Below are 18,588 nucleotides of genomic sequence, written 5' to 3' on the forward strand. Positions count from 1 at the left end.
TTACACAATTCCGCCTACACGGTTAAAACGTACCCCTGTTGGGATCCAAGCTGGCAATAAGTCAGCAGCCGTTCTGTCAAATTCAAAACTAATCCAAATAGCGACCGCTTTACCGACTAAGTTTTGTTCGGGTACAAAGCCCCAGAAACGACTGTCTGTACTGTTGTCGCGGTTATCGCCCATTGCAAAATACTGTCCTTCTGGAACAATAAATTCAGTTAACGGTACGTTCTCTTGGCGATGATAGTAATTAATCATGTCTGGTCGAGACGGGTTAATTAAGATGTCATGAGTAACATCACCAAGCTGCTCTTTATAACGCAATAATGGCGTACCATCTTGCGAAAACTCGCCACGGTTAACCGAAACACGCTCAACCACTTTTAATTCAGGACAAGGACTTTGACCTTCAGCACAAGCAGGTTGGATAGAAAGTTGTTTATTACGGTATACAATTCTATCGCCAGGCAAACCAACAATACGCTTGATATAGTCGATTTTTGGATTTTCAGGGTACTTGAATACCGCCACATCTCCACGTTCAGGCTTACCCGTTTCCTTTAGGGTTGAGCGCCATACAGGATCTTTAATCCCGTAACTAAACTTCTCTACCAGAATAAAGTCACCGACTAATAATGTCGGCATCATTGAGCCTGATGGGATCTGAAATGGCTCATAAATAAAAGAGCGTAGAATAAGTACGAACGCAATCACGGGGAAGATTGACTTTGCCGTTTCAACAAACGCTGACTCGCGCATGATAACTTCAATACTGTCTTCATTTAGATCAACTTCTGCAGCTTGAGCCATTGCCAACTTCTCACGACGCTTAGGCGCAAATAAAAGCGCATCCGCCATCCAAACTAGACCACTGCCTAGCGTGACAAAGACTAAAATAAGAGAAAAATAGGCTGCCATTATTAATTAACTCCTGCCGAACATAATTGGGTAGCGATGAAAATACCGCTGTCACTAAGGTTATACGCCAGTAATGAAAGCGCCGCAAACTGCGGCGCAAACTCTAGCGATATATTAACAAATCTTAATCGATTAACTTAATCATTAAGTTTTAACACTGCTAAAAACGCTTCTTGTGGTACTTCAACGTTACCCACTTGTTTCATGCGTTTCTTACCGTCTTTTTGCTTCTGCAACAGCTTCTTCTTACGCGAAATATCGCCACCATAACATTTAGCGGTAACATCTTTACGTAAAGCCTTAATAGATGAACGCGCAATAATCTGACTACCAATAGCAGCCTGAATTGCAATATCGAACATCTGTCTAGGGATAAGCTCTTTCATCTTATCAACCAGAGCAAGACCGCGCTGACGAACACTACCTTTATGGGTGATCATCGCTAATGCATCAACTCTGTCACCATTGATCAAGATATCAAGGCGAACCATATCTGCAGGCTCAAAGCGGCTAAAATTGTATTCAAGTGAAGCATAACCACGACTGGTTGATTTTAAACGGTCAAAGAAGTCCATGACCACTTCAGCCATTGGCATGTCGTAGGTGATTGCCACTTGGTTACCGTGATAAACCATGTTGGTCTGCATGCCACGTTTTTCAACACATAAAGTAATAACGTTACCCAAGTACTCTTTAGGAACCAAAATATTGGTTTCTACGATAGGTTCACGCATCTCTTCGATGTTGTTAATTGCAGGCAAATCAGACGGGTTATCAACGTAAATTGTCTCGCCTTTAGTACCAATCACCTCATAAACTACCGTAGGTGCTGTGGTGATCAAATCTAGGTCGTACTCACGCTCTAAACGCTCTTGGACAATCTCCATATGGAGTAAACCCAAGAAGCCGATGCGGAAACCAAAACCAAGCGCAGATGATGTTTCAGGCTCAAAGAACAACGAAGCATCATTGAGGCTTAGCTTGTTCAATGCATCACGAAAGCTTTCGTAATCGTCAGTCGATATAGGGAAAACACCCGCGTAAACCTGTGGCTTAACTTTCTTAAATCCGGGTAATGGCTCAAGTGCACCATTTTTGGCAAGCGTCAGCGTATCACCAACTGGAGCGCCATGGATCTCTTTAATGCCGGCGATAACAAAACCAACTTCACCCGTATTGAGCGCGTCAGTATCGGTCTGTTTAGGGGTAAATATACCCACTCGGTCAGCCGTATGGTTTTGCCCCGTAGACATGACTTTAAACTTGTCGCCTTTTTTCAGCTTGCCGTGCTTAATACGAACAAGTGAAACGACACCTAAATAGCTGTCAAACCATGAGTCGATGATCAAGGCTTGAAGAGGTGCATCTGGATCGCCTTCAGGTGGCGGAATCTGTGCCACGATGACCTCAAGTACTTCAGCAATACCTACACCCGTTTTAGCGGAGCAGCGCACGGCATCAGCAGCTTCAATACCAACAATATCTTCAATCTCTTCTGCAACGCGCTCGGGATCAGCTTGTGGCAAATCGATTTTGTTTAAGACAGGGACAACGTCCAATTTCATCTCTAAGGCGGTATAACAGTTGGCGACGGTTTGTGCTTCAACCCCCTGTCCTGCGTCAACGACCAATAACGCGCCTTCACAAGCCGCTAAGGAACGTGACACCTCATAAGAGAAATCGACGTGACCTGGTGTATCAATAAAGTTGAGTTGGTAAGTTTCACCATCATTAGCCTTATAATCCAAAGTCACGCTTTGCGCTTTAATAGTAATACCGCGCTCACGTTCTAGATCCATTGAATCTAAAACCTGGGAAGCCATTTCACGATCGGATAAACCACCGCAATCTTGGATAAGGCGATCTGAGAGTGTTGATTTGCCATGGTCAATATGGGCAATAATCGAAAAGTTTCTAATATGCTTCATTATGCGGGATGACTAAACTCGAAGTTGAAAAACAATTTTTAAGGTGCAGAATTGTACCCGATTGCGGCTTTAATACCAATTTTTAAAATGATTTTACAATGGAATATTAAACCCGCGGCTACGTAACTGCGGTTATTGCGCTATATCTATCGGTGTGCCAAGCGATTTAATGATGATTGGCAGTGCCTTTTCCTCTAGCGCTTTAGCAAACTTCTTTCCTACAGCCCAAGCACTTACGCCTCCAATCAGCGCCCCTATTATCGATAACAGGTCTTGATTGACATCAACAGCAGTCGCTAAAACGTTGCCACTATAAGCGCCAATAAAGAAACCCATTAATGGCAGCATATAAACTAATAAGGCCGCTTTTAGAATAACGCTTTCAGGAAGGCCAAGCTTTAAACGCTCCCCTTTAGCTAAAACACGTTCAGTTTGAATCGAAAAACGCTGAACTTTTGAAGAAAAGGCTTTTGCGACTGCAGAAGTGCCACAGGAATCCCCACTTTCACAGTGATTACAGGCACTCTTCATCTCTACCTCTACAACGACCCAGCCAGAGTTGTTATTAGCAATAACTTTGGCAATCTCTTCCATCATCCCCAAAACTCCTTATTGCAGCATAATGCTCTTGGCAATACGGCTCAGTGTTTCCGCAGGTACTTTCCCCACAGCAACAACCTCTGCATTACCAACACGCTCAGTGGCAAATGATAAACCATTTCGGGTGACAAGTTCATCGGGTAGCGGCGCATCACCCGCTTTGGCGACATAGACAGAAATACTGGCTAAACCATCACTAATAGCAATATATTCAACCGCATCTTTACTGCCAATTAATCGATGTTGATCTTTTACGAGGATTTTAAAGCCTTCAGGCAACCAGCCGAATTTCCAATCTTCGCCAGTGGCACGCTCTGACTGCGCCATAACGGCAGGCCATTCTTGCTTGTGTGCCTCTTTCAATATCGAAGGAACATCTTCCAACACCAGGAGCTCAACCACTAAAAGCTGCTCCAAGAGCTGTTTGTCATCATTAATCATATCGAATCGTAATGGTAAATAGGTGTCCATATCCAACCAGACCTGATAACCGTAACGATTAGTATCATTAGGTATAATGCGCACTAATTGCCCAGGTCTTCCGGCTATTCGGCTACGGCCACCCAATACAAACTTATACCCCGCTTCAAGCTTAGAGACATCGTCAGCAAAGGCTGCAGGAATAACACCTTGAATGCGATTAGCGTGGACGCTATAAGCGGGTTGATCATGCTCAATGAATGTAACGGTATTACCAACACGCACCGCATTTTTGGGTGGTCCATTGAGATGCTCTAAAAATGCCACTTCTTGACCATCAACTTTGCCATGGATATACACCAATGGACGAATATGATCGGCTTGAATTTGGATAAGGGATATTTTGAATTCTTGTTCACGCAGCGCTTGGCTCATATTTTCTAGCCAAGCTTTGGCGGGTATGTCTTCCTGCGCCATCGCGGGAAGACTTATGGCTAAGATAGCCAATAGGATTAGACGCAAGCGAGCTCCTTGTTACTGATTGACAGGTATTGTATCTACCTCGCCATTGTCCTCTATATTCACACCATTATTCAATCTCTGTTGTAACATATGATCTTGAATATAGGCATTGATACGACGACGCTGGTCTACAACTTGCTCATTTGTATAGCTCTGGTTTTGCTGAACGGCACCCGTTTGCAGGCTCACCGGCGATGCACTACCCATTAATGGGCGAGTACTCAATACAGGTAATGGTGAGTTATCCAGTAACGTTTCTTGATTGTAATTTTGGACACCAACCACTGCCACCATAGCAACCGTTGCCGCAATCGCATATTGGCCAAATTGTTTGAAAAATGGCACAACGTTACTGGTTGCAGGCTTGGTTTTAACTGTCGATTGTTTAGGAGCTACAATTGCAGGCTCGTCATCAATAGCAGCCATAATACTGGCACTGAGATCAACTGATATTGTTTGTGGCAATTCACCACGCATCGCATCACCAATCATATGATAATCACGCCACTGTTCATGTGAATCTGTGTCAGCCGCTAACTCAGCTAACATTTGCTCGTCGAGTTCACCATCGACTGCAGCAGAGACCCATTCCTGACCTAATCTATCCATTTTTCACCTATCTCTATCAAGGATGCTAGCGTTCTAGCAACGGCTTAAGCTTTTTATCGATTGCCTCTCGCGCTCTGAAGATCCGAGATCTTACAGTGCCTACAGGGCAATCCATGACATTAGCAATCTCTTCGTAACTCATACCATCAAGTTCTCTCAGTGAGATTGCCATCTTCAATTCTTCTGGCAATGTGTCTAAAGTGTCGAAAACGACCTTTTGAATCTCTTCAGACAAGAGTAACCGTTCAGGAGATGCAAACTCCTTTAACGCGTCACTACCATCATAATACTCGGCTTCTTCAGCATCGATATCATTCGCAGGCGTTCGACGCCCTTGTGCGACCAGATGATTCTTTGCAGTATTAACTGCAATGCGATACAACCACGTGTAAAACGCACTCTCGCCCCTAAAGTTCGGTAACGCTCGATATGCTTTAATAAAAGCTTCTTGCGACACATCTGCAACGTCTGCCTGATTTCGCACATATCGCGATATCAGATTTGCGACCTTGTTTTGATATTTTTGTACCAAAAGGTTAAAAGCGTTCTTATCACCACGCTGTACGCGCTCAACTAACTGTTGATCACTTATTTGTCCACTCATCCGAGCCGACTACTCCTAAATCTAATACTGATTTCTCAGCCGCTCGAATCATATTCACTTATGTAGACTAGCGAGTTTCAAAAAAGTTCTATAAAAATTTGCAAAGATGTCATTTTCTTTTCAGGGGAAGCTACTAATATCCTATTTACAGCCTAATATCAGGCTAACAAATCGCTTTCGTCCACGGCTTGTTCAGACAGTCAGTTTCTTATCATCAGCATACTGACACTCAATATGCCTTCTCCCATATTCGAATCAACCATACCTTACCAATTTAAGCCACTGATACCAGCATGTTTATCACCGGGGTTTGTAACAATATGCACCTTACGCAACACATATATAATGAGTGTAAAATCTAAACCAAACAGAAATGGACCCTTGATAAGTATCCATATGAGACTTCTTGGTTTAACATAGTCCGAACTCCCCGATCACTCTATGATACCTGATGAAACAAGTAGTTGAACACCAATCTGACCTTTTGGTTATTGGCAGTGGTGCTGCCGGTCTTACTTTAGCTCTACATCTTGCTGAAAAATCGAAGGTTATTTTACTTTCCAAAGGCCCTCTCAGTGAAGGTTCTACCTATTACGCCCAGGGCGGTATAGCCTCTGTTTTCGATGAAGATGACACTATTGAGTCTCATGTTGCCGACACTTTAGTCGCTGGAGCAGGGCTTTGTGATGAGCCAGTGGTTAAATTTACCGCTGAAAATGCCAAATCAGCCATGCAATGGCTAATTGACTGTGGTGTTGCCTTTGATAAAGAAGAAACTGTCGATGGTAGTCCAGAAGAGGCGCCGTATCATTTAACGCGTGAAGGTGGTCATAGCCATCGACGTATTTTGCACGCAGCAGATGCCACAGGTAAAGAAGTGCAAATCACACTTCAAGAGCAAGCAAGCCGTCACCCCAATATTCAAGTACTAGAACGTTACAACGCTATTGATTTAATCACCACTCGAAAATTAAACCGCCCAGGCAATCGAGTACAAGGTGCTTATGTCTGGAATCGTGACTTAGAGCAGGTAGAAACAATCAAAGCACGGTTTGTCGCATTAGCGACGGGAGGTTGTTCTAAAGTATACCAATACACCTCAAACCCCGATGTCGCATCTGGCGATGGCATTGCTATGGCTTGGCGTTCAGGCTGCCGTGTTGCCAATATGGAATTTAATCAGTTTCACCCAACCTGCTTATATCACGCCGATGCGCGCAACTTTTTGATGACAGAAGCCTTAAGAGGCGAAGGCGCGTTTTTACGCCGTCCAGATGGCAGCCGCTTTATGCCTGAGTTTGACGAAAGAGCCGAGCTCGCACCGCGTGATATCGTCGCTCGCACAATAGACTATGAGATGAAACGTTTAGGCGCAGATTGTGTGTATTTAGACATTACTCACAAGCCGGCAGATTTCGTTATTAAGCATTTCCCTACCATCTATAAGCGCTGCCTTGAGTTTGGTATCGATATTACCACTGACCCGATCCCTGTCGTGCCTGCCGCGCACTATACCTGCGGTGGCGTTATGACTGATTTACACGGTCAGACAGATTTAAATGGTTTATATGCCATCGGCGAAGTCGCCTATACCGGGCTACACGGGGCCAATCGTCTTGCCAGTAATTCATTACTTGAATGTCTTGTTTTTGCCAGAGCTGCAGCTGAAGATATTGAAAGCCAGCTTGGAAAAATCCCCATGCCGGGAACACTTCCCGCTTGGGATGAAAGCCAAGTATCAAATTCAGATGAAGAGGTTGTTATCGCGCATAACTGGCATGAACTCCGGCTATTTATGTGGGATTATGTTGGTATCGTTCGCTCTGATAAACGTTTAGAGCGTGCCTTAAGACGTTGCGCCATGCTACAACAAGAGATCCAAGAGTATTACAGCAACTTTAGAGTCAGTAATAACCTGCTAGAGTTACGTAATCTTGTCCAAGTTGCCGAACTCATCATCCGCAGCGCAATGGAGCGAAAAGAGAGCCGTGGCTTGCACTACAACATTGATCATCCGAATAAAGACCCGTCACCTAAACCGACTATATTGCAGCCCAAATAGTAAAGTGTAACAAGTGCTAGTTAATCTGGCTTTGGTCAGATTGCAGTAGCAGACGACACAAATGGCGATAGTTTGTGTCGTTCAACATATCAGCCCATACCACCAGTCTCTTGACCTTAGTGTCACATTGGATATCAAACATCACCGCAAACGGAGTCACTATAGGTTTACCTTTGAGCACAAAACACTGCTGCTGATTAAGCCGACCATTGCCTTCTGCTGATAATACAAACTGACAAGACCAGTGTTTTAATTGCCAAAACTGCCAACTAAAGTAAGCGATACACAGGGTAAATAGCAGTGATTTGCTCAAAAGATAAGTGATTGATTCACCATAGGGCCAAATCAGGAAGGAAATTAAACAGATACTTGCAATAACGACCAACGAGAGTCGTTGGCCGAAAGAACTGGAAAGATAAAAACTATGCTGCTGGGCGACCACGAACTCTAATAATCATCTCAGCGAATTCAGGATCTTTACAGATTTCATGTCCCATAAACCACGCAAAAAGCTCTGGGTCTTCAGACTCTAAAAGCTTTACAAAAATATCTTTGTCAGCATTAGACATCGCTTCATAATGCAGCTCAACAAAAGGCTGTAACAACACATCTAGCTCTAACATGCCTCTACGACAAGCCCATCTAACTCTAGCTATTTTCATGGGTTCTGGCATTGATTCTGACAAGTTTATTACTCCACTCTTTTACAATGCCGTTAGTGTATACCCAAATGGCCTTTAGGAAAATAGGATGGTTATAGTTGCTGAACTTTTACATCTTTGCCGGCAAAGAGTTCTGAAAAATCGGTACTCAATAAACGCTTCACCGCTGGGTGTTGGATCATGCGTTCAGCAAACATCACGTGATACACCTCTTTAATATCGGTCGTTTCGCCAAGCAGCGTCATCCCATGGGCTAAAATGTCTTGCTTGTATATTGATGGCGCCACGAATATACCTTGCTTAAAAAACCCAAAGGCTTTCATCATAGCCGCATCATCAAACTCACCTAATATGCTGATATTTAGATTTTTCTCATCAAACCAGCGCACGAGTTGCTGTCCTAACGAGGTCCCTCTACTGGGTATGAGTAGCTTGCCTTGCTCTAAACACTCAGGAAAGGGTTTTGAATACGTCTCAGCAGAGAAAAAAGCAATACCACACTCCCCTAACTGTTTAGAGAGTATCTCTGGATATTTAAGGCTTTCACCCGCGCAATCAGATAAAATCATATCCAACTTATGGGCCCTAAGTCGCTCCATTAAGCTTTCATGCGTAGCCTCGTAACAGGCTAAATGCATCGAACCATCACTAGGAACCACTGACAATAGTACCCGGCTCGTTAGTGCTTTTGACAGCGCTGCAGCAATCCCCACTTCAAACCGTATGTTGTCGTCTTTCTGATAGTTCAGCAGATCGAGCATCTCATAGCTAAGGCTAAACATTTTATCTGCGTAACGAAATACCAGTTCACCAAGTTCAGTAGGCTCTAATGACCTGCCTACGCGCTTGAATAGGCTACCTTTAAGGCTGCTCTCCAGCACTCGGATCTGACCTGTCACTGTTTGCGGTGTTAAGCATAATGCCTCAGCGGCTTTCGCAACAGAGCCTTGCTTTTGGATCATCCAAAAATAGTACAGATGGTTATAGTTAAGATTTGCCATATAAAAATGCCATTGTTAATACGCAAATGGGGTGACTACAAAGTCACCCCATAATGCTATTGAGCTACTTTAAACGTTGGCAGTCCATAAGACCAAACATCGCCGTTGACAAATCTTCCGTATTTTCAATCTTGCCGACGCTAAACGCTTCAGCCAGTCCTGCGACTAACTCATCTCTATCAGGGATCCGGTTTTGACAGAAGGTCCGGTTTGCTTCTTGAAAACGTTTACCACCTCTATATTTGAGCGCGCGCGATTCATAATCATTGGACTCCAAACGCTCACCAACTGCCGCACCTTTAAACATAAGGGCACCATCAACGATACCTTCAAGATAATTCTGGCAATGAAAATCTTTTATATCTTCATTGCAGGCATCAATTTGTGACGCTGAAGCAGTAGTGCTAAAACCCAATGCTAATACCAGTGTTAATAGGACTATTCTCATGCTTTCTCTCCTTTCTTAGGCAACACGCTAGATAACCAAAAGTATCCTATTGTTGCCGAGGCAAATGAACCTAACAGAATGCCCAGTCTCGCATAATCACCATACATCTGCCCTTCACCAACAAAGGCAAGCGAGGAGATAAACATAGACATTGTAAAACCAATACCACACATCACTGCCACCGGCATTATCTGCTTCCAACCGACGCCATCAGGCAAAACAGCTAGCTTGAGTTTTACCGCAAGAACACTAAATAACATAATACCCAATGGCTTACCGATAAGCAGACCGAGTGCGATCCCTAATGGTACTGGCGATAGCAATGAACTTAAGCTCATGCCTCCTAAGTCGACGCCTGCGTTAGCGAAAGCAAAGATTGGCAAGATGATGAATGTACTCCACGGGTGTAAACCATGTTCTAAACTTTCTGATGGTGATGAACCATCTTTAGCGCGCAGCGGAATACAAAAAGCAATGATCACACCTGCTAAAGTGGCATGCACTCCAGATTTCAACACCGCGATCCACAAAATCATGCCTAATACACCGTAGGGACCAAGCGCAGTAATCCCCTTACGGTTAAGCCCTACCAGACCAACAATTGCCGCAGCCGCAATCAACAAACTTATGGTTGATAAGTCAGTGCTATAGAACAATGCGATAATAACAACGACGCCTAAATCATCGATAATGGCTAACGCTAACAAAAACACTTTTAAAGAAACCGGAACTCGACTGCCTAAAAGCGCCATTATCCCCAATGCAAAAGCGATATCAGTCGCAGCAGGAATAGCCCAACCCACTTGCGTAATAGGGTCAGAGTAATTAAAGATGAGATATACTGCGGCAGGGAAAACCATGCCACCGATTGCTGCAAAGGTAGGTAATGAAGCCTGTGCTCGACTCGATAATGCCCCTTCTAGCAGCTCTCTTTTCACTTCTAAACCAATAAGCATAAAGAAAAGCGCCATAAGGCCATCATTAATCCAGTGAATTAATGTTTTATCAATATCTAAACTGCCGACACGCACTTGCATCTCGGTATCAAGAAAACCCTGATACATTCCCGCTAAAGGCGAGTTTGCTAAAATCATTGCTAGCACAACAGCAATCATCAAAAGAATGCCGCCTGCTGACTCTTGGCTTAAAAAATTCCTAATAGCCCGTTCCATATTACGCTCCATAAAATCTCAATGTAACGAGTGTAGCCGATTACATACGATCTGAATATTCGTTTGCGTCAGCTTAATACATCGGAATATCCGAAGTGTCCAGTGTAAGCCTGAGATGACTAAATATCAATTAGGAAAGTAGATAATGAAAGATGAGGAAGTAATTAACGCATATTATTTTGAAAATACGCCATTTAAAGTGATGAAATGAGTAAACTATCTATGCAGTACAACTTTTTCTGCTGAAATGCTGACTAAACATTCAGTGTTACAAACTGACTCGCCTCGAAAATATCGACCAAAGCGAGTCAATAAAGCGTGAATTAGACAGAAAATGGGTATTTGATACCCTCGTGATGCTCATAACCTGTCACTTCAAAATCAGCCATTGTTACCCATGTCTCCAAATCTTCTAACGACTTAATATCAGGGTTAATAGATAACTTCGGTGATGCAAATGGACTGCGCGTTAACTGCACATTTTGCATCAGCTCTAACTGATCTTCATAAATGTGCGCATTTACTATTTTGTGATAAGCAGTACCCGCTTTAAAACCGGTAATCTGCGCAATTAACGCCAAGAGTGTAAATACTTGTACTTGATTAAAATTCAGCCCAAGCGGCACATCACAAGAGCGTTGAAAGCTGGTCAGATGCAAAGTATCACCCAGTAATGAAAAATTATGCGTGTGCATACAAGGTCTTAAACATCCCATATGAAACTCGCCTGGATTATAAAAGCTGAGTATCTCGCCTCTATCATCAATGCCTTTAGACAAGTTATCGACTATCTTACGCAATTGATCTATTGAGCCACCGTCAGGTTTATTCCAACTTCGACCTTGGACGCCGTATACCCGTCCCATATCATCAGTTCCTTTACGGTATGGGTTATCAAGCCACGCCTGATTATCGTTAGCATTAGCATCCCAAGTTTTGGCTCCAATACTACGAAAATCTGCCGCGTTGTTATAGCCACGAATGTAGCCCAGCATCTCCGCAATCGCTGCTTTCCAGAAACTCTTTCGTGTGGTAATTAACGGGAATTCGTTCTTATCTACGTGGTAAACCAAGTCAGCATTGATCACAGTAAGACACCGTTTACCGGTACGACTATTCTCAACCCATGTGCCTTCATCAATGATCCTTTGACAAAGTTCTAAATACTGTTTCATGAAAATTTACCTATAAAAACAAAGACCGATTTGAAGTCGGTTTGATTACAATGACAAGCGACTCTCATTTTGGAGTCGCATTAAGTGAGTACCAGCTTTAAACCAACAAAGGCCAAAAATACTGCAAATATTTTTTTCAACTTAGCGGTTGGCCAATTGGTCGCGGCCTTGGCACCTAATGGTGCAATTAACATCGATGTCGTTACAATACCAAGTAAGGCAGGGAGATAGATAAAGCCTAACGTCCCTTCTGGTAATGAAGCAACATTCCAGCCAGCTAATGTATAGCCAATGCTACCAAAGAGTGCGATGAGCAAACCTGTTGCTGATGAAAAGCCAATAGCATAACGCATCTGCAACCCACACCAAGTCAGGAATGGGATCAGTAATACACCACCACCAATTCCCATCAATCCAGCGATGAGCGCTATCATTACCGCAGCAAAAAAGAGAGCCGTAGTGCTAGGCATTGCACGATTAGAGTTCGGTCTGATTGGGAAAGCCATTTGAACTGCCATCAACATGACAAAAACAGCAAAGATTTGCTGTAACAGATTTGCGGCAATCAATTCAGAAATAAAACCTGAGCAGATCGCGCCAAGGACAAATCCTGGAAGCATGGTTCTAAAAAGCTGCCAAGGAATGTTTTCGCGTTTATGGTGAGCACGAGCAGAAGACAGTGATGTAAGAATAATGGCAGCAAGTGATGTTGCTATCGCAACATGTGGCAGATGTTCAGCTGGAACCCCTACTTTGGGTAATATATGCAATAGCGCTGGTACCGCTATTAGCCCACCACCAATACCTAATAACCCCGCCATGAAGCCAATAACAGCACCAAGCACAAGACATATACTAAATATAAAAAGCCAGCTTTCCACGCTAATACCCTTAAAATATTCGATTGTGCCCCAAGCTTAAAGCAATAGGCTGAGTTAGTTAATAGCTAATCATACCAATTGTATTAAGTATCTGTTCATTCCGTAGAAAGCGCTCAAGCATTCCACTTCTGCTTTGCATTGGCTCATCAGCGAATAACCATTCTTTCGCCAATGCGCATTGAATAGAAAAGCGTGGGCGTTTTTCAATTGACGAATGACTCAATGCAATTGGTATTAGTTTAGTAGAGCCAGTAAGCCCTTTTCTTCACAATAATCGCTGACAAGCGACTTTACCTCCTCTCCAGACGTCAGCGTCAGCGCTTCTTCTAAAAGCACACTGAGCTCCTGTTTGGAGACTCTGCGCAGTAGATAATTGATCCTGGATAAACTGGCCTGGTTCATGCTGAGCTGATCGTACCCCATGGCAACTAACAACATTGCCCCTATGGGCTCTCCTGCCAGTTCACCACAGACACTGATGGAAAGCTGATTAGCTTTGCATCGTTCAAGTGCAAATTTAAGTGCCCGAAGCACCCCTGGATGATAGCTATCAAAAAGAGCATTCACGTTTGGGTTATTACGATCTACCGCGAGTAAGTATTGCGTTAAGTCATTTGAACCAACAGAGACAAAGTCGACCCGTTTTGCAACTTCATCTAACTGATAAAGCAATACAGGGACCTCCAACATGATACCGACCTTAGGCATAGATATCACCCTACCCAGCTCAGTGGTGAGCTCTTGATGTGCCTGTTCAAAGTAGACTAACGCTAAGTCAATCTCCTCTAAATTACTCACCATTGGCAGTAAAACATGCAGCTGATCAGTATCACTTGCGGCTTGTAGCATTGCCCTTAACTGCACTAAAAACAACTCAGGGTGATCTAAACTAAGTCTTATTCCGCGCCAACCGAGAAACGGGTTATCTTCAACGATCGGGAAATAATCAAGCGGCTTATCACCCCCCACGTCTAATGTACGCATGACTACAGGTTTGCCTTTGGCTGCGGTCAGCACTTTGCGATAAACCTCTAACTGTTCTTGCTCTCCAGGAAAACACTGCTTCAACATGAACAAAATTTCGGTACGGTATAAACCGATACCATCAGAGTCACAGCCTGTATCAGAATCAATACTGCTAATTAAACCACTATTGATATAGAGGTAAACCCTTAAGCCATCAATCGTCACCGTTGGTAAGGGTAATTCTGCGGCATATCGGCGTTGCAGCGCTTTTTCAGCGGCTATTAGACTTTTATATTCAGATAATATAGTGGCAGAAGGCTCAACCAGCAGCTGGCCTCTATTGGCGTTAATAATCACTTGTCGCTTATCAAGCCCTGCGTTTAAAATACCATTAACCCCGATGATGGCAGGTACGCCTAACGCACGCGCTAATATTGCAGCATGGGAATTAACGCCGCCAAGTTCAGTGACAATCCCTGCCAGTTTTCGTCTAGGAAATTCAGCAAGTAAGGTTGTACTCGCTTCCCGAGCGATTAAAATAACCGGCGTATCGGGCTCAAGAATGATCTTCTCAGGCTCAATCAACTGCCTCAGCACACGTCGTCCAATATCTTTAATGTCACTGGCACGCTCTTTTAGATAGAGATCCTCCATGCTATTAAAGTGGGCAATATAATGCTTAGATACGCGACAAATAGCCGTTTCTGCACTCCAGCCTAACCGCACCTCTTTAATGTACTCGCCACCTAAACTGGCTTTTTCTAGTAACAATAATAATGCGGTAAAAATCGAAGCCGCTTCTTCATCTTTCTCTCTATCGAAACGTTGAGATAAGCTAGCAAGCAAATCCTTACAGCGACTCATTGCCAATTTAAGGCGAACCTCTTCTTGAGTAATCGCGGTTATCTTAACCTCTGAGAGATCAAACGATATCTGCCCACCAAGCAACAAAGCTTTAGCAATCGCAATCCCTTTCGATGCTGATTTACCTTCATAATAGAGTGGTTGCTGTGCGGTGTGGTTTACCACAGCCCTGCGCTTTAGTCCTTTAATCGCCATGGCGAGCTGCGCTGCCAACGTCATTAAAAAGGCTTCTTCTCCCTCGCTAAATAGCCTAGTTTGAGTCTGCTGGACAACGATGACGCCGATGACGGACTTTTGATAAACAATGGGAACTGCAAGAAATGCGTTATAAGCTTCTTCAGATACTTCAGGAAGTAATTTAAATCGAGGGTGAGCAGACGCATCAGCAAGGTTTACCGCTTCCTCACGCTGTGCGACCAAGCCGACTAACCCTTGAGTCAGTGGCAAACTAACGCGATTAACGGCATCGGGCTCAAGCCCGTCTGTTGCGGATAGGACCAGTTGTTGTTGTTCCAATATATAGACAGAGCAACATTCCGTTGCCATTGCCAGTTTGGTCTGCCGCACAAGCTGCTCCAGCGCATATTCAAGATCTCTGGCTGAAGCAACGACTTGTGTTATATCCCTAAGTGTTTTTAGCACTAACGCAAACCTCCTTTAAATTCTGCGCATACCTCTTCTTTTATGGTTCGACTCTTTAATCTGCAAAGGCAGTGTTGTCGGCGCAAACTCTTTCATGACTTTTCGATAAACATCGCGTTTAAATGAAACCACTTGTCTAACAGGGTACCAATAACTGACCCAACGCCAATCATCGAATTCAGGATGGCCACAGGCGTTTAAATTAATGGCACTTTCAGCACTTTTTAACTGTAATAAAAACCATTTTTGTTTTTGCCCGATACAAACGGGTTTACTATCTTGTCTGATCAATCGCTTCGGGAGTCTATAGCGTAACCAAGATCGTGTAGAGGTTAGGATTTGCACATGTTCTGGCTTTAATCCTACTTCTTCGTATAACTCACGATACATGGCTTCTTCTGCTGACTCACCTTCGTCAACGCCACCTTGAGGAAATTGCCAGGAATGTTGGCCAAATCTTCTAGCCCACATAACCTGCCCAGAGCGATTACAGATAATGATGCCCACATTTGCGCGAAAGCCGTCACTATCAATCACATGGACTCCAAACTATTAACTATTAATGAATTGATTGTTTCACAAAGCTCGCGTTGCAGCAAATATCTGTTCCGCATATTTGTTGGATAAATCTAAGCAAACTCAAACCTTATCAACAGGAGCAAACCTATAAATGCAATTATATCCACAAAATCTGTGGATATCTCTGTTGGAAACTCTCTAGAAGTCCAAATAACTTCACTATCAGCATGAGATAACAAAACAAAGCATCGATTTAAGCTACCTTAATTAACCTATAAAAACAAAAGCTTAATACGAAAAAAGACATCCATCGATCTTAAGCAAACCTTAACTGTACGTTATTTAACCAGCCAATTTAAAATCTAAAAACAGATAGCTGGGATAATGATGTTATTCACAAGTGCAAGTATATAGAGTCATAAAAAAGCAAATAATCGCCTTTAAATAGCATTGACAGATCACATTCATTGCAGTAGTCGTGAGGGAAACGGAAGTTATCCAATAAAACTGTGGATAACTATGTTGGAAAAATAGGGAAAGCACTGGAGTAAGTTGAACAACGCGTATTAAGCTTAAAGCCAACAATCACTTTAAATGATTATATTCAATAACTTATGCATATATATTAATTGGGATTATTTGAATTTAGATTTCAGCTTAAATTTCAACCATGCTTGCTATATAGCAAAACTGCAGTAAAATCTTTGCTATGAAAAAATCAACTCAACCACCAAGTACACTTGAAGAGCTTATGTCACGCGCTGAAGCAATGGCAGGCCTTACGCTAGGACAACTGGCAAACTACCATCAAGTGGAATCTCCCAAAGATCTAAAACGCCACAAAGGCTGGGTTGGCCAGTTAATCGAATTGGAACTTGGCGCCCTTGCAGGCTCAAGACCCGAACCCGATTTTGTTCACTTAGGGGTAGAGTTGAAAACTATCCCCGTTAACCAAGTGGGTAAAGTACTCGAAACCACTTACGTTACCGTTGCGCCGCTGACGAATATTCTCGGGCTAACTTGGGAGAACAGCGTCGTTTGCCATAAATTGCAATGTGTACTGTGGATCCCTGTTCAAGGCGCTCGAGATATCCCACTTGCAGAGCGTCAAATAGGTTCCCCCATATTGTGGCGTCCTTCCGTCGAAGAAACGGCATTATTGAAGCAAGATTGGGAAGAAATAATGGAGCTCATCGCCATGGGAAAAGTCGAAACTATCACCGCTCGCCATGGTGAAGTTCTACAATTACGCCCAAAAGCAGCCAATAGCCAAGTGCTAACCCAAAGTATTGACCACACTGGAGCTGTGTCGAAAACTAACCCTCGCGGCTTTTATTTGAAGACACAATTCACTCAAAATGTCCTTTCTGGGCTTATTTGAGTGAATTCCAACCCAAAACTCACATTCATTTGACTTAGATCACAAATACTACTGGAAATAGTAAGGTGATGTTCTATAGACTAGCGCCTCGTAAAAACAGTAGCAGTTGGATACCCCTTATACAGTGAGAGCACGTATACAAGCGAAGAAATTAGCTTTCGCTATTTTCGGTTGGACTGTAGCCATGGCGGCTTTCGTATTTTTCAGATACGCGCAGACGCCTGAACTTCCTCAGTGGGCCATTGGTTCTGCTGATTTAGCCACGCTTTCAATTTACATGGGGATTATTTTCGGCAGCCTGCACTGGATGTCTAACCTCATTGCTAACTTTAGTGCCATAAACCGCTTACCCTATGTCTTCTCCGTTCTCTTTAAAGGGCTGTTTCTACTGCTAGGAGCAACCACGCTCGCTTATATCACTCAGTATCTCAACATGTGGGCAATTGAAAACCACATGACAACCCTACGACAAATGCTCACGGCACACATTCTTTATAGTCCCGCTTTCCAAGCACTTATCGTTTACCTAGTTGTGGTCAGAGTGGGACTTGCCTTTATCGAACAAATGGCACTACTTGTGGGGCCGCGGGTGTTATTAAATATTGGCCTAGGCAAATACCATAAGCCACGATATGAGCAACGGCTGTTTCTTTACCTGGATATGGTCGCTTCTACCACTCATGCTGAATCACTAGGCGATTACCGCTTTAGCCGTTTGATCCAAGATAGCTTTAGCCTGTTAGCGGATACGGTGACCAACAACGAAGCCGAGATCTACCGTTATATGGGAGATGCAGTGCTTATCCATTGGCCACTTAAAGATGGGATTAAACAAGATCGCTGTTTTAATATCTATCATGAATTTTCGCAGCAACTTAGCTGGCAAAGACGCTATTTTGAAGAGCAATACGGTTTTGTGCCCAAGTTTAAAGCCGCAGCGCATTGTGGCCAAGTTGTGGCAGCTGTCGTTGGTGTTCAAAAACAAGAGATTAGCTTCTTTAGTGATGTACTCAATACCTTGGCAAGGCTACAAGATCAATGTAACCCTCTCGGCCAAAGAATGTTGATCTCTGGTTCGTTAAAGTCTCGCCTCGACTATGGCGAAACCCAATATAACCTCAACAACCTTGGGCCTATTAAGCTAAAAGGAAAACAGCACTCTATTGAAGTGTTTGGTGTTACCCCTAAAAATCCGGCATAAAAAAGCCGATATA

At 43.4% G+C, this 18,588-nt stretch carries 18 protein-coding genes; 3 read left to right on the forward strand and 15 right to left on the reverse strand.

All coding sequences use genetic code 11. From position 1 onward, the window contains the following. From lepB to rpoE, 6 genes are all read right to left on the reverse strand, one after another. Positions 1-918, reverse strand: coding sequence for a signal peptidase I (lepB, locus tag CXF86_RS03135; protein WP_101090483.1), 918 nt, complete (start codon positions 916-918; stop codon positions 1-3). Between the two features lie 137 nt (positions 919-1,055). Next, complete coding sequence (gene lepA / locus CXF86_RS03140) at positions 1,056-2,846, reverse strand: translation elongation factor 4 (protein ID WP_101090484.1); 1,791 nt, start codon at positions 2,844-2,846, stop codon at positions 1,056-1,058. A gap of 132 nt (positions 2,847-2,978) precedes the next feature. Continuing rightward, entirely contained in the window at positions 2,979-3,443 is a 465-nt protein-coding gene (locus CXF86_RS03145; protein ID WP_101090485.1) for a SoxR reducing system RseC family protein, read from the reverse strand. A gap of 12 nt (positions 3,444-3,455) precedes the next feature. After that, positions 3,456-4,388, reverse strand: coding sequence for a MucB/RseB C-terminal domain-containing protein (locus CXF86_RS03150; protein WP_101090486.1), 933 nt, complete (start codon positions 4,386-4,388; stop codon positions 3,456-3,458). Between the two features lie 12 nt (positions 4,389-4,400). After that, positions 4,401-4,997, reverse strand: a complete 597-nt coding sequence (locus CXF86_RS03155; RefSeq protein WP_101090487.1) for a sigma-E factor negative regulatory protein — start codon at positions 4,995-4,997, stop codon at positions 4,401-4,403. 25 nt (positions 4,998-5,022) lie between these two features. Then, a complete protein-coding gene (rpoE, locus tag CXF86_RS03160) occupies positions 5,023-5,601 on the reverse strand; it encodes an RNA polymerase sigma factor RpoE (RefSeq protein WP_101090488.1) in 579 nt (192 codons plus the stop codon). A 451-nt stretch (positions 5,602-6,052) separates the two neighbouring features. Here rpoE and nadB point away from each other — a divergent pair, with 451 nt between their 5' ends. Further along, positions 6,053-7,663: an L-aspartate oxidase gene (gene nadB / locus CXF86_RS03165; protein WP_101090489.1), complete on the forward strand. Its 1,611-nt coding sequence runs from the start codon at positions 6,053-6,055 to the stop codon at positions 7,661-7,663. 16 nt (positions 7,664-7,679) lie between these two features. On the opposite strand, the gene CXF86_RS03170 is transcribed toward nadB, so the two are convergent. From CXF86_RS03170 to rppH, 9 genes are all read right to left on the reverse strand, one after another. After that, positions 7,680-8,105 (reverse strand): protein YgfX, encoded by a 426-nt coding sequence (locus CXF86_RS03170; RefSeq protein ID WP_102038313.1) that lies wholly within the window; start codon positions 8,103-8,105, stop codon positions 7,680-7,682. Then, on the reverse strand, positions 8,086-8,337 hold the full coding sequence (locus CXF86_RS03175; RefSeq protein ID WP_232775204.1) for an FAD assembly factor SdhE: 252 nt from the start codon (positions 8,335-8,337) through the stop codon (positions 8,086-8,088). Before CXF86_RS03175 ends, CXF86_RS03170 begins: the two co-directional genes overlap by 20 nt. Positions 8,338-8,417: 80 nt before the next feature. Further along, complete coding sequence (gene nhaR, locus CXF86_RS03180) at positions 8,418-9,326, reverse strand: transcriptional activator NhaR (RefSeq protein ID WP_102038314.1); 909 nt, start codon at positions 9,324-9,326, stop codon at positions 8,418-8,420. A 64-nt stretch (positions 9,327-9,390) separates the two neighbouring features. Beyond that, on the reverse strand, positions 9,391-9,774 hold the full coding sequence (locus CXF86_RS03185) for a hypothetical protein (RefSeq protein WP_101090492.1): 384 nt from the start codon (positions 9,772-9,774) through the stop codon (positions 9,391-9,393). After that, positions 9,771-10,946: a Na+/H+ antiporter NhaA gene (nhaA, locus tag CXF86_RS03190; protein ID WP_101090493.1), complete on the reverse strand. Its 1,176-nt coding sequence runs from the start codon at positions 10,944-10,946 to the stop codon at positions 9,771-9,773. The genes CXF86_RS03185 and nhaA overlap by 4 nt, the downstream gene beginning before the upstream one ends. A gap of 323 nt (positions 10,947-11,269) precedes the next feature. Then, the gene (locus CXF86_RS03195; RefSeq protein ID WP_101090494.1) at positions 11,270-12,121 is read right to left on the reverse strand and encodes a thymidylate synthase; all 852 of its coding nucleotides are present in this window, start codon (positions 12,119-12,121) and stop codon (positions 11,270-11,272) included. Positions 12,122-12,201: 80 nt separating this feature from the next. Continuing rightward, positions 12,202-13,002, reverse strand: coding sequence for a sulfite exporter TauE/SafE family protein (locus CXF86_RS03200; protein WP_101090495.1), 801 nt, complete (start codon positions 13,000-13,002; stop codon positions 12,202-12,204). Positions 13,003-13,236: 234 nt separating this feature from the next. Then, on the reverse strand, positions 13,237-15,474 hold the full coding sequence (gene ptsP / locus CXF86_RS03205; RefSeq protein ID WP_101090496.1) for a phosphoenolpyruvate--protein phosphotransferase: 2,238 nt from the start codon (positions 15,472-15,474) through the stop codon (positions 13,237-13,239). A gap of 15 nt (positions 15,475-15,489) precedes the next feature. Beyond that, a complete protein-coding gene (gene rppH, locus CXF86_RS03210; RefSeq protein WP_101090497.1) occupies positions 15,490-16,011 on the reverse strand; it encodes an RNA pyrophosphohydrolase in 522 nt (173 codons plus the stop codon). A gap of 691 nt (positions 16,012-16,702) precedes the next feature. Between rppH and mutH the strand changes: the two genes are divergently transcribed. Beyond that, positions 16,703-17,374, forward strand: a complete 672-nt coding sequence (gene mutH, locus CXF86_RS03215) for a DNA mismatch repair endonuclease MutH (protein ID WP_101090498.1) — start codon at positions 16,703-16,705, stop codon at positions 17,372-17,374. 124 nt (positions 17,375-17,498) lie between these two features. Continuing rightward, positions 17,499-18,575 carry an adenylate/guanylate cyclase domain-containing protein gene (locus CXF86_RS03220; RefSeq protein WP_101090499.1) on the forward strand — a complete coding sequence of 359 codons (1,077 nt, stop codon included), beginning with the start codon at positions 17,499-17,501 and terminating at the stop codon, positions 18,573-18,575. Positions 18,576-18,588 lie beyond the last annotated feature (13 nt).

The organism is Shewanella sp. GutCb, assembly GCF_002836135.1.
Lineage (GTDB): Bacteria > Pseudomonadota > Gammaproteobacteria > Enterobacterales > Shewanellaceae > Shewanella.